9 protein-coding genes are annotated in these 12,381 nt (G+C 65.3%); 6 read left to right on the top strand and 3 right to left on the bottom strand.

The window, feature by feature from the left end; genetic code table 11:
- Positions 1 to 33: 33 nt before the first annotated feature.
- Complete coding sequence (nirD, locus tag AC50X5_RS13300) at positions 34 to 426, bottom strand: nitrite reductase small subunit NirD (RefSeq protein WP_494976557.1); 393 nt, start codon at positions 424 to 426, stop codon at positions 34 to 36.
- Positions 427 to 706: 280 nt separating this feature from the next.
- Here nirD and nirB point away from each other — a divergent pair, with 280 nt between their 5' ends.
- The 6 genes from nirB to AC50X5_RS13270 all read left to right on the top strand — a co-directional run bounded on the left by nirB (position 707) and on the right by AC50X5_RS13270 (position 7,784).
- The gene (gene nirB / locus AC50X5_RS13295; RefSeq protein WP_494976556.1) at positions 707 to 3,358 is read left to right on the top strand and encodes a nitrite reductase large subunit NirB; all 2,652 of its coding nucleotides are present in this window, start codon (positions 707 to 709) and stop codon (positions 3,356 to 3,358) included.
- 2 nt (positions 3,359 to 3,360) lie between these two features.
- Positions 3,361 to 4,395: a uroporphyrinogen-III C-methyltransferase gene (gene cobA, locus AC50X5_RS13290; RefSeq protein ID WP_494976555.1), complete on the top strand. Its 1,035-nt coding sequence runs from the start codon at positions 3,361 to 3,363 to the stop codon at positions 4,393 to 4,395.
- A 14-nt stretch (positions 4,396 to 4,409) separates the two neighbouring features.
- A complete protein-coding gene (locus AC50X5_RS13285) occupies positions 4,410 to 5,579 on the top strand; it encodes a uroporphyrinogen-III synthase (protein ID WP_494976554.1) in 1,170 nt (389 codons plus the stop codon).
- Between the two features lie 168 nt (positions 5,580 to 5,747).
- Positions 5,748 to 6,662, top strand: coding sequence for an FAD-dependent oxidoreductase (locus tag AC50X5_RS13280; RefSeq protein ID WP_494976553.1), 915 nt, complete (start codon positions 5,748 to 5,750; stop codon positions 6,660 to 6,662).
- Between the two features lie 153 nt (positions 6,663 to 6,815).
- A complete protein-coding gene (gene deoC, locus AC50X5_RS13275; RefSeq protein WP_494976552.1) occupies positions 6,816 to 7,505 on the top strand; it encodes a deoxyribose-phosphate aldolase in 690 nt (229 codons plus the stop codon).
- 51 nt (positions 7,506 to 7,556) lie between these two features.
- Positions 7,557 to 7,784: a hypothetical protein gene (locus AC50X5_RS13270; protein WP_494976551.1), complete on the top strand. Its 228-nt coding sequence runs from the start codon at positions 7,557 to 7,559 to the stop codon at positions 7,782 to 7,784.
- Here AC50X5_RS13270 and AC50X5_RS13265 read toward each other — a convergent pair.
- Both AC50X5_RS13265 and mfd read right to left on the bottom strand, forming a co-directional pair.
- On the bottom strand, positions 7,781 to 8,551 hold the full coding sequence (locus AC50X5_RS13265; RefSeq protein WP_494976550.1) for a metal-dependent hydrolase: 771 nt from the start codon (positions 8,549 to 8,551) through the stop codon (positions 7,781 to 7,783). The genes AC50X5_RS13270 and AC50X5_RS13265 overlap by 4 nt on opposite strands.
- Positions 8,552 to 8,557: 6 nt before the next feature.
- A complete protein-coding gene (mfd, locus tag AC50X5_RS13260) occupies positions 8,558 to 12,244 on the bottom strand; it encodes a transcription-repair coupling factor (RefSeq protein WP_494976549.1) in 3,687 nt (1,228 codons plus the stop codon).
- Between the last annotated feature and the right edge of the window lie 137 nt (positions 12,245 to 12,381).

Here is a 12,381-nt window from a genome sequence, read left to right as displayed (position 1 = left end):
ACAAGCACGGCGACGCTTATCCGGCTGCAGTCCCTAAGCCGCTACCTCAACAAAGCCGTCAACAACCCTGGTGCTGAACGTTGCCAGGCGCAGGTCCGGCGAGTTGAAGCACTCGCCGGTCTGGAGATCGTAAACCTCTTTGTGCAGCGGCGAGGCGATAGTGGCCCGCTCGCCGCGCGAGCCGAGGATACCGCGGGCCATGACGTGTGCCCCGGTGGCGGGGCAACGCTGGTCAACCGCGTAGACGCTCTCGGAATTGCCGGAGACGACGCGGAACAGCGCCACCTGGCGGCCATCCACAAGGGCAGCTTCACCCCAGGCCGGCTCAAGGTCAGCTACTGCACACACGCGCTGCCACCCCGTGGCTGCGACTGCTGCGACTGCTGCGTTGGCAGTCAGTTCCTCGTGTTCCAGTGTTGCCGTCATGACGGCTCCTTCCCTGCAAATTCTGGTTGAAGTGCTAAGCCTGGCCGTAAGTCCGGCAGTACCACCAAGGTAGGCGCCGGGTGTTTCACACTGATGCTGCCAATGTGTCCATTGCGTAAAAGACACCTCACTCGACCAGAAATGCGTTCGTGATGCAGAAGTTAAGTTCACGAAACAAAAGGGAAACTGAAGCGAAACTGCGGCTGCCTAGTCTGGATTGACAAGCTCGAACAGAGAAGGCTGCGGCGTACCTGCCCGCATCCGTTGCGAAAGGCCCACAGTGACCGAACAGACACCAAGCACAGAGACACCGCGCCGCATCGTCGTCGCCGGCGGCGGCCCCGCGGCCCACCGTTTTGCGGACGCCATGCATGCCCGCGGCCTCGACGGCTGGCATGTCACGGTCCTCACGGAAGAAACACACCTCCCCTACGACCGCGTGGCACTAAGCAAGGCCCTGACCGACATGGAGTATGACCTCACGCTGGGTGCGGCCACCATGTGGGACCACGAGGCCCTGGAACTTCGCACCGGCGAGCGCGTGGTCAAGATCAATCATGAAGCCAAGTGCGTGGAAACCGCGGCCGGCAACACCTTTGCCTATGATGCCCTGGTAGTCGCAACGGGCTCCAACGCGGCCCGACTGCCCATCCCGGGTGCCGAGCACACGCACGTTTACCGCACGCTTGAAGACGTCTGGGCCATCAACAAGGCTATTGCCGGCCTTACCGAAAAGCTTGGCCGCAAGGTCAAGGCAGTCACCATCGGCGGTGGCCTCCTGGGCCTCGAGTCCGCTGCCGGCACCGAGCAGCTCGGCGCCACACCGATCGTCATCGATGGCGCCCAGTGGCTGATGGCCACCCAGCTGGACGAGGGCGCCGGCCAGGCCATGGGCCGCCTGATCAAGGCCAAGGGCTTCGAAGTCCACAGCGGAGTGTTCCCTTCCGAGGTTCTTTCCGACGACGACGGCCAGGTCACCGGGGTCCTCATGGCTGACGGCCGGATCATCGACGCCGACCTGGTGATCGTCGCGATCGGCGTCAGGCCGCGGGATGAGCTCTTCCGCGCCGCCGAAGGCGAGGAGCAAACTTTCTCACTGGGCCCCCGCGGCGGCGTTGTCATCAACGACTTCTGTGAAACCGAGATTCCGGGCGTCTTCGCCATCGGTGAAGTGGCCAACTTCGGCGGCATGTGCCTGGGCCTGGTGGCCCCGGCCAACGCGATGGCCGAGATTGTGGCTGACCGCCTGCATGGCGGCCAGGCCCAGTTCCCCGGCTTCGATACAGCTACCAAGCTCAAGCTCTCGGGCGTGGATGTGGCCAGCTTCGGCGACGCCTTCGCCAAGACCGAACATGCCCTGGAAATCGTCTACGCGGACCCTGCCCGCGGCGTGTACCAGAAGATCGTCACCACTGACGATGCCAAGACCCTCCTGGGCGGCATCTTCGTCGGCGACGCCGCTCCCTACACGAGCCTCCGCCCGCTGCTGGGCCGCGAACTGCCCGCAGAACCCGGCGCGTACCTCACGGCTGCCGGCGGCGGTGACGCCCCGGACACCGAACTTCCGGATGATGCAACGCTTTGTTCCTGCAACAACGTCACCGCCGGAGCCATCCGCGACGCCGTCAATGGCTGTGGCGCCTGCGAGGGCAACGCCCCGGTCCAGGAACTCGGCGAACTGAAGGCCTGCACGCGCGCCGGAACCCAGTGCGGTTCCTGTGTGCCGATGCTCAAGAAGCTCCTCGAAGGCGAGCTGACCAAGTCCGGCGTCGAGGTTTCCAAAGCCCTTTGCGAGCACATCGCCCTGTCCCGCCAGGAACTGTTCGACGCCATCCGCGTCCTGGGCCTCACCTCCTTCGAAGAGATCATGGCCAAGTACGGCACCGGCCACGGCTGCGACATCTGCAAGCCCACCATCGCCAACATCCTGGCCAGCCAGAACAGCGCCTACGTACTGGACGCCGGCCGGGGAACCCTGCAGGACACCAACGACCGCGCCCTGGCCAACATGCAGAAGGACGGCACCTACTCGGTAGTGCCGCGCATTGCCGGCGGGGAGATCACCCCCAAGAAGCTTGGCGTGATCGCCGCCGTGGCCGAGAAGTACAACCTGTACACCAAGATCACCGGCGGCCAGCGCATCGACATGTTCGGGGCCCGCCTGGAGCAGCTTCCGGAAATCTGGAAGGAACTGGTGGACGCCGGCTTTGAGTCCGGCCAGGCCTACGGCAAGAGCCTGCGCACGGTGAAGTCCTGCGTCGGTTCCACCTGGTGCCGCTTTGGCGTCCAGGACTCGGTGGCCATGGCCATCAACCTTGAGCTGCGCTACCGCGGGCTCCGCAGCCCGCACAAACTCAAGATGGGCGTCTCCGGCTGTGCCCGCGAATGTGCCGAAGCCCGCGGCAAGGACGTCGGCGTGATTGCCACCGCTGACGGCTGGAACCTCTACGTTGGCGGCAACGGCGGAGCCACCCCGGCGCATGCCCAGCTGCTGGCCAAGGACCTCGACGATGAAACGCTGATCAAGTACATCGACCGCTACTTCATGTACTACATCCGCACGGCTGACCGCCTGCAACGCACCGCACGCTGGCAGGAAGAGCTCGACGGCGGCATCAAGCACGTTGAAGACGTCGTAGTAAAGGACACCCTCGGTATTGCCGACGAGCTGGAAGCTGCAATGGCCCGGCACGTGGACACCTACGTCGACGAGTGGGCCGACACCCTGAAGGATCCCGAGCGGCTCCGCCGCTTCCGGTCCTTCGTCAACGCCCCCGACCAGAAGGACGAATCCATCACCTTTGTCTCCGACGAACGCGGCCAGATGCGTCCGGCCACGCCTGAGGAAAAAGCCCGCATCGGCCAACAGCCGGTCCTGGTCGGCGCATCCATCCCGATGCGGCCCAGCACCAACGACGGAACAGAGGCATAACCATGCAGCTCAGCATCGATCTCTCCGGCCGCGACGTCCTGGTCACCGGTTCAGACCTGGCTGCCCGCCAGGCCGTGCGCCGCTATGAGGCTGCCGGCGCGGTCGTCTACCGGCTGAGCTCCCCGAACGGCGGCGAGCACGACGGTCCGCTTCCCGAACGGCCCTTCCTGGTTGCCGCCGTCGACGACGGCCAAACGGGGTGGGAGACGTTGCTGGACCGCTGCCGTACTGCCGGTATTCCGGTCGCCGCCGAACCTGCGGCCGGTTCCGCCGGCCAGGTCACGCTGGTGGGCGGCGGCCCGGGTACCGCAGACCTGCTGACCGTGGCGGCGGTAGCTGCACTACGCGATGCTGACGTTGTTTTCTACGATCGACTGGCCCCGTACCAGGCACTGTCACGGCTTACGACGGCGGAACTCGTCGATGTGGGCAAGCGTCCCGGCCACCACAAGGTGGGCCAGTCGGACATTGAAAAGCTGATGGTGGAAAGCGCCCTTTCCGGTAATAACGTAGTCCGGCTTAAGGGTGGTGACCCGTATGTCTTCGGTCGCGGCGGCGAGGAAGTGGCAGCTTGTGTCGCCGCCGGCGTCAAGGTCCGCGTTATTTCCGGTGTCACCAGCGCCATTTCGGTTCCCGCCGCCGCAGGCATCCCCGTGACACACCGGGAAGTCAGCCATATGTTCACGGTGGTGTCCGGCCACGCCCCGCTCACCAAGGACGAGCTCCACCACCTCGCCGGCCTGGGCGGCACCATTGTGGTGCTGATGGGCATTGGTACCCTCCACCAGCTGGCAGCCGGCCTGCGGAAGGCCGGCATGCGCGACAACATGCCGATGGCTGTGGTCGAACGCGGTTACCGGCCGGGCCAGCGGACCACCATTGCCAACCTGGGCACCATCACCTCCGCGGCCGCAGGTTGCTCCAATCCCGCCGTCCTGGTGATCGGCGAGGTAGTACGGGTCGCCGAAGCAAATCGCGAACACGCTGACAGCTCAGCAGACTTAGACAGGCTTGCCGCCTCCTTGCTCGGCGCGTGAATAGATTGGACCCGATGAACGCCATTGCCCCCCTTGACCCTGTTGCCGGTTCCCCTGTGCCGGACGCCCCCGCCTCCGCCCTCGAGGCAGCGGATGCGCCGCTGGAAGGCTTCCGCATCGGCGTCACGTCCCACCGGCGCTCCCGGGACTTGATCGAAGCACTCGAACGCCGTGGCGCCGAGGTGTTGCATGCTCCGGCCTTGAAAATTGCCCCCGTCCAGGAGGACATCAGCCTCATCGAGGACAGCAAGGCCATCATCGCTGCCCGCCCCGACATCTGCATCGCCACCACTGCCTATGGGATGCGCCGCTGGTGTGAAGCCGCGGACACCTTCGGAATCGGCGAGGAACTCCTCGAAACCCTGGGCGCCTGCCGGATGTTTGTTCGGGGGCCCAAAGCCCGTGGGGCTGTTCGCGCGGCCGGCCTTGCCGACGTCGGCATCAGCAGCGACGAAACCACCGCCACCCTGGTGGACATGCTGCTGGCGGAAGGTGTCCGGGGAAAGACCGTAGCCGTTCAATTACATGGCTACACGGATGTCAGGCAGCTTGAGCGGCTGCGGATGTCCGGTGCCAACGTCCTCACCGTAACGCCGTACCGCTGGGTCAAACCCGACGGCGAAGACCGGCTGCCGCGCCTGATCGAGGCCGCATGCAACGGCAGCCTCGACGTCCTGACCTTTACCAGCGCTCCCGCCGTGGACGCGCTCTGGAGCACTGCGCACGAGATGGGAATGTATCAGCAGCTCATCGAGAGCCTGAAGACCACTGTGACCACCGCAGTCGTAGGTCCCGTCACCGCGCAGCCACTCCTCGGCGTCGGTATCAAACCGCTGGTTCCGGAACGGTACCGGATGGGCGCGCTGATCCGGCTGGTCTGCGAGCACCTGGCCCTGAACCACGTCCGCCGCCTGGACACCCGGTCCGGCAGCATTGAACTCCGCGGCCGTAGCCTGCGGATCGATGGTGAGCCGGTGGACCTCGCGCCTGCGCCACTGCTGCTCCTGCGCGCCCTGCTCGGCGCAGGCGGTTCCGTCCTGTCCCGGGAATCCTTGTCCGAACTGCTCGAACTGCGGGGTTCAGTACATGCACTGGACATGACGGTCAGCCGGCTTCGCTCCTCACTGCCTGACGGCAAACTGGTGGAAACCGTGGTCAAGCGCGGTTACCGGCTCCGCGTCTAGCGCCCCTGAGATCCACGTCACGCCCAGTGTTACCGGTGGGTAAATACTGGCGAACGCGGCTGCTCCGAGAAGCAACACACGCGAAACACCCCGGAAAAAGCTGATCCCTACGCTGGAACCATCACGTTCCAAGGCCACATGATGGCTGCACCAGTGAAAGGGCCAACCATGTCCATCCCAACACCCTCCCTTCCTTCGATTCCTTCGACCCGTGCCACGGCTCCTACACCTGTTTCTACGTCTGTTCCTGCCTCTGGCACAATCCCGCGGATCGTGATTGCCGGCGCAGGTCCCGCCGCCCAGGCCCTGGTGAGCCACCTGCACCGGGCACAGTTCACCGGCACCATCACCATCCTCAGTAACCGTGATGACGCCCCGGACGCGCTGTTGGAGCTTGCGGTGCTCCCCGGGGTTTCCGTCCGGTTCGGGCAGCCGGCAACGCACATCGACCCGGCAACGCAGTGTGTGACCACCGAAGGCGGGCTGGAAGTCAATTACGACCACTTGGTGATTGCTACCGGCTCCGCACCCGTGCATACCCCCATAGAGGGCGCGGGGCGCGGCTTGAGCTACTCAACCATTGACGACGCCACCGCGATCAGCGGTGCCGTGAAGGAGGCCACCAGGGTCCTGGGCCGGCGCCCGCTGGGAATCCTCGTCGGAACCGGTGCCGCAGCCGGGCAGGCGGAGGCTGTCCTGCGCGCCCGTGGTGTACGGCCGGTGCGCACCAGTGCCCGCCCGGCCGCCGTCGTTGCTTCCCTGGCAGGCTCCCCGCTGGAAGCGGCAGGGATCCGCTTTGATGACGGCAGCACCATGCTCGGTGATTTGGTGATCATCGCGGAGGACCGGCTTCCCCACGATGCGCTGGCGGCGACCGCCGGCCTTGTAACCGCCGCAGATGGCGGTATTGTGATCGGCCACGATTTCCGCACCTCGGTTCCGGGGATCTGGGCCATCGGCGATGCCGCGGCGTTCGACGGCGTACGGCTGGGACTGCTGGTTGCCGCAGATTCCGCGGCAGGAGCCTGCGCGGCCCAACTGATGGGCACGGTTCCGACGCAGCGGATTCCGGCGGCCGCCTGACGACCCGACTCCCCGGCCCCGTTTAGCGGTCGTCCGCAGCCTCGGCGGGACGCCCGGTCCGGAGCGGCCCTATGGCAAGATGGTCAGCGGAACAGCCACGTGACCCGTGGTTTGCAAGCCATCCGGCCACTCTGGCCCATCGGAAAGGAAGCCATGAGCGACACAGGCGCAGCCGCGGGAATTGCCACCTATATTGACCACACCCTCCTCAAGCCGGAGGCCGTCGAGGCCGACGTCCTTAAGGTTTGCGCAGAGGCTGCTGAGTATTCGTTCAAGTCAGTGTGCGTCAATCCGGTCTGGGTCAAGACCGTCAAGAATGCCCTGCGGGGCAGCGGCGTACTGACATGCTCCGTAGTGGGATTTCCGCTGGGTGCCACGCCCACGGACGTCAAGACTTTTGAAGCCCGCGGCGCGGTGCTGGACGGGGCTGACGAGGTGGACATGGTCATCAACATCGCGGCGGCGCGGGCCGGCGACAAGGGCGCCCTGGTGGATGACATCTCCTCCGTGGCGGAAGCCGTGCACTCCAGCAACGCAATCCTTAAGGTCATCATCGAGACGGGCCTCCTGACCGACGAGCAGAAGGTCCTCGCGTGTGAGGCGGCAGTGGAGGCAGGGGCGGACTTCGTCAAGACCTCCACGGGCTTCAACGGGGGCGGAGCAACGGTCGAGGACGTCGCCCTGATGCGCCGTACCGTAGGGCCGGAGCTGGGCGTCAAGGCGTCCGGCGGAGTGCGCTCCCTTGCGGACGCTCAGGCTATGATTGCTGCTGGTGCAACACGTATTGGCGCCAGCTCCGGCATTGCAATCGTCAAGGGTGAACAAGGTACATCCGGGTACTGACAGCAGCCGGTTAGGCCAGATTTTGAGCCCCGCGGGGCCAAGGAGGAAAGAATGTCCCAGAACAACACCGTCCAGACCCCTGAGAACGAGAACAAACTGGCGCCCACCGTCGTGTCCTTTGTAATCATGATGGCCCTGTTCCTGGCCGGCATCTACGTGCTGACATTCCTGACGCTGGACACCGTCTGGCCGATGGGCGCCTGCCTGCTCCTGGTGTTCCTGGCCTTCTGGATCCCGCAGGCCATCATGGGCCGCTCCGACTCCGCGGGCGAGCACTAAGCCCACAGGCCCCGGGTCACCTCCCATCCTGCCATAGCCATCCCCACCATGGCGTAGGCGCTGACTGGAATCAGCAGCAGCCATTCCCTCCGGGAACCTGCCCTGCCCAGCAGCGGCAGAGACAAAGCGCCATTGGGCCGCCAGACGTGACGCAGCAGCGGAACTTTGCGGAACAGGCGCGGCGGCTTGATGACGATGGGCCACAGCAGCGGGACGCCGCCGGTGGTAATCAAGTCGCCGATGATGTGCACCCCTACCCCGATCAGCATGGACAGCGGCAACCAGGTCCACTGATCCGGCGCGTACCAGGTGACCAGCCCTGCCATCAGCAGCGCGAAGACCCAGTTGCTGATCCACCCTGATTTGGGGAACAGCTTCAGTGCTTTGGCCGCGATGTTGATCATGAACATACACAGCAGGCCGGCTCCCACGGAGAGCAATCCCCAGCGGGTGTGCAGCTGGAACTGCCCGGCCATGGTTGCCAGGAGCACAAAGCCTGCCGCCCCCAGGATGGAGTGTGTTCCCTGGCGGTGCCCGCCGCTGGCATTCTCGATCCCCACAGCGATCATGTTGGACAACGGCGGCAGCGAGTGGGCAACGGTGCTGGAGCGGTGGTCCCAGTCGCAAACCAGAGCCGCTCCGGCGGTGGCCATCGCGCCGATCACGATTCCCATAGCGTCCAGCGGGTACCAGCCCAGCGTGTACGGCCCCGTCGAGGCAACAGCAACCCACGCCGCGGCTCCCGACGCGGCGTGGTGTCCACCCATCACGGGCTAGGACCCGGACTTCATGCCGGAGGCAGCAGCAGCGGGAGCAGGCGCCTCGCTGAAAATATTGCTGATGACGTTGTTGGCCCACTCCAGGATTTCGGCGTCCTGCAGGTCCCGGCCGCCCACCCGGGCTGTCTTGGGTTTTGGCACCAACACGGCATCCATCGCCGGCTTGATCTGCGCTCCCGGGTACATCCGGTTCAGCCGCATGACCTTCGATTCCGGAAGGTGTGCCGGGGAGAAGCGGACAAAGTTGCCCTGGAGCGCAACGTCCGTGAGGCCGGCTTCACGGGCACCTACCCTGAAGAGCGCGACGGCAAGGAGGTTCTGCACGGGAAGGGGCGGCTCGCCGTACCTGTCCACCAGCTCCGAGCGAACTTCCTCGATGGCCTCCAGGGTCAAGGCGGCGGCCAACTTGCGGTAGGCCTCCAGCCGCAGCCGCTCTCCCGGAACATAGTCGTGCGGCAAATGCGCGTTGACCGGCAGCTCAATCTTCATTTCCGCAGCCTTTTCCTCGGCTTCCCCGCGGTATTCGGCCACAGCCTCGCCCACCAGGCGGATGTACAGGTCAAAGCCGACGCCCTGGATGTGGCCCGACTGTTCGCCGCCCAGCAGGTTGCCGGCCCCACGGATCTCAAGGTCCTTCATGGCCAGTTGCATGCCGGCACCAAGTTCGTTGTGCGCTGCCACGGCTTTGAGCCGTTCCAGCGCCACTTCACCCAGCGGCTTCTCGGAGGGGTACAGGAAGTAGGCGTACGCGCGCTCACGTCCGCGGCCCACCCGGCCGCGCAGCTGGTGCAGCTGGGAAAGGCCGTACTTGTCCGCGCCGTCCACGATCAGCGTGTTCGCATTGGAGATGTCCAGTCCGGTCTCGATGATGGTGGTACATACCAGGACGTCAAAGCGTTTCTCCCAGAAGTCCACGATGATCTGCTCCAGCCGGCTCTCGGACATCTGCCCGTGGGCAACTTCCACCCGGGCCTCGGGAACCAGTTCCCGGATCTTCGCGGCCGTACGCTCGATGGTGGACACCCGGTTGTGGACCAGGAACACCTGGCCCTCGCGCATCAGTTCACGCCGGATGGCTGCGGAGGTCTGCTTATCCGTGTACGGACCCACGTAGGTCAGGACCGGGTGGCGTTCCTCCGGTGGCGTGGCCAACGTGGAAGTTTCACGGATGCCGGTCAGTGACATCTCCAGGGTGCGCGGGATGGGGGTTGCGCTCATGGCCAGGACGTCCACATTGGTGCGCATCTTCTTCAGCGCTTCCTTGTGTTCCACGCCAAAGCGTTGTTCCTCATCCACAATCACCAGGCCCAGGTCCTTGAACTGGAAGTCCTTGGACAGCAGCCGGTGCGTTCCGATCACCACGTCCACAGCGCCGTTTTTCACGCCTTCAGCCGTCTCCCTGGCCTCCTTGGTGCTTTGGAACCTGGACAGCGGGCGGACCCGCAGCGGGAAGCCGGAAAACCGTTCCGTGAAGGTCTCATAGTGCTGCTGCGCCAGGAGTGTGGTAGGTACCAGGACCGCCACCTGCTTGCCGTCCTGCACCGCTTTGAAAGCCGCCCGCACCGCGATCTCGGTCTTCCCGTAGCCAACATCTCCGGAGACCAGGCGGTCCATGGGGATTTCCCGTTCCATGTCGGCCTTGACCTCGTTGATGGTGGTCAGCTGGTCAGGGGTCTCAACATACGGGAACGCCTCTTCAAGCTCGCGCTGCCAGGGCGTGTCCGGGCCGAACGCGTAGCCCCGCGAGGCCATCCGGGCCGAGTACAGCCTGATCAGTTCCCCGGCGATCTCCTTGACGGCCTTGCGGGCTTTGGTCTTGGTGCTGGCCCAGTCCGCGCCGCCCATCTTGCTGAGCACAGGTGTGTCTCCGCCAACATAGCGGGTGACCTGGTCCAGCTGGTCCGTCGGGACAAAGAGCCTGTCCCCCGGGGCGCCGCGCTTCGACGGCGCGTATTCCAGGACCAGGTATTCACGGACGCCGTCGCCACCGCCGGCAACCTTCCGCTGGATGAGTTCAACGAACCGGCCAATTCCGTGCTGCTCGTGGACAACAAAATCGCCCGCTACCAGTTGCAGGGGGTCCACGGCGTTCCGCCGCTTGGAGGGCATCCGCCGCATGTCCTTGGTGGAGCCGGCCGATGTCCTGCCCAGCAGGTCAGCTTCCGTCAGCAGTCCCGTCTTCAGGCTCTCCATGACGAAACCGCGTCCGACGGCGGCTGTAGTCACCTCGATGATGCCGGGCTGTGGCTCCTCGGTGAGGGCGTCCACCCGTGCGCACGGAATATTCGCATCATGAAATAGTTCCGCCAGGCGCTGGGCGGGGCCGGGGCCTTCGGTCGCCACCACGATCCGCCATTGGTCCCGGACATGGGACCCTATGAACTCCATCATTTCCGCAACGTCGCCCTGGTAGCCACGCGGTTCGCGGGCATGCAGGTTCAGCACATCGATTTCCGGCAGCAGTTCCTCATCACTTGCCAGGCTGGTGACGGACCACCAGGAGACACCGTGCGCCAGCGCGGTGCTGCGCGTCTCCGCCAGGGTGCGGAAACTGGCTGAGTGCAGCGCCTCCGCGGCGTGGGACCCCAGATCAGTGGAAAGGTCAAGAGGTGCGGTCCCGCCGTCGGACGCTGTTGACCAGGCCGCTTCCAGGAATTCCTCGTTCGTAGCGGAAAGATCGTGGGCGCGGGTGCGCACCTTCTCCGGCTCGATGACGACGGTGATGGATCCGGCCGGGAGCTGGTCCACCAGGGGCACCATGGCGTCCACCAGGACGGGAGCCAAGGATTCCATACCTTCGACGGCGATGCCGCCTGCGATTTTGGTCAACATGTCCGCGGCGGCGGGCAGTTGGGTCTTCAAAGCGGCCGCACGGGACATCACCGAAGGCGTGATGAGCAATTCACGGCAGGGCGGGGCATGCAGCTCCGTGGGATGGACGATACCGGGGCCGGACAGCGAGCGCTGGTCCGCGACGGCAAACCAGCGCAGCTGGTCCACTTCGTCGCCGAAGAACTCGACGCGGATGGGATGGTCCTCGGTGGGCGGAAAGACATCGATGATTCCGCCGCGCACTGCGAACTCGCCACGGTGCGTCACCATGTCCACACGTGCATAGGCGGCATCGGCGAGGCTGCGGACCACGTCAGAGAACGGCACCTCCTGCCCGGTCTTCAGGGTGACCGGCTCCAGGTCCCCCAACCCGGCAACGATCGGCTGGACAACGGCGCGCACCGGCGCGACCACCACCCGCAGCGGATCGGTTCCGGCCGACGTCGGGCTGTCCGGATGTGCCAGCCGTCGCAGGACCGCCAGCCGGCGGCCCACCGTGTCCGACCGCGGCGACAGGCGCTCATGCGGGAGGGTTTCCCAGCTGGGGAATTCCGCCACCGAGCCGGACGGAAGATAGGCGCGGAGTGCGGCGCTGAGATCCTCTGCTTCGCGTCCCGTAGCCGTAACGGCCAGGACCACTCCTGGTTTGCCGTCCCGAAGGCCATCGGCCATTTCAGCCAGCAGCGCGGCGCGCAGTCCCGGGGGTGCGCTGATCTGGTAATCCTGTCCACGGACGTCGAATCCACGGCTGGCTTCTGCGCGGACCCGGGCGAAGGTCCGGTCCGCAGCGAGAACGCGGCGCAGTCCGTCCAGCGACGGAACGGTGGTGGGCGGGCCGGCAAGGCTCATGGCAAAGCTCCTGGTAAGTCAACTGATCGCAGGCAACGCGAAAACCCGAAATTCTCTTCGAATCCCGGGTCATCCCAGCCTACCCCCGCCCTGCGCGTCGCCGGAACGGTTGCGCCGTGGGCTGACGGACGCTTATT

The sequence above is a fragment of the Pseudarthrobacter sp. MDT1-40-2 genome (assembly GCF_059383595.1).
The sequence above is the reverse complement of the archived record's forward strand: the minus strand, read 5'-3'. Positions and strand labels throughout refer to the sequence as shown.

What these genes read in the sequence shown, in the direction of transcription:
- cobA (WP_494976555.1), top strand. Translation starts at nt 3,361, where the DNA reads ATGCAGCTCAGCATCGATCTCTCCGGCCGCGACGTCCTGGTCACCGGT.
- AC50X5_RS13285 (WP_494976554.1), top strand. Translation starts at nt 4,410, where the DNA reads ATGAACGCCATTGCCCCCCTTGACCCTGTTGCCGGTTCCCCTGTGCCG.
- AC50X5_RS13265 (WP_494976550.1), bottom strand. Translation starts at nt 8,551, where the DNA reads ATGGGTGGACACCACGCCGCGTCGGGAGCCGCGGCGTGGGTTGCTGTT.
- mfd (WP_494976549.1), bottom strand. Translation starts at nt 12,244, where the DNA reads ATGAGCCTTGCCGGCCCGCCCACCACCGTTCCGTCGCTGGACGGACTG.
- AC50X5_RS13270 (WP_494976551.1), top strand. Translation starts at nt 7,557, where the DNA reads ATGTCCCAGAACAACACCGTCCAGACCCCTGAGAACGAGAACAAACTG.
- nirD (WP_494976557.1), bottom strand. Translation starts at nt 426, where the DNA reads ATGACGGCAACACTGGAACACGAGGAACTGACTGCCAACGCAGCAGTC.
- AC50X5_RS13280 (WP_494976553.1), top strand. Translation starts at nt 5,748, where the DNA reads ATGTCCATCCCAACACCCTCCCTTCCTTCGATTCCTTCGACCCGTGCC.
- deoC (WP_494976552.1), top strand. Translation starts at nt 6,816, where the DNA reads ATGAGCGACACAGGCGCAGCCGCGGGAATTGCCACCTATATTGACCAC.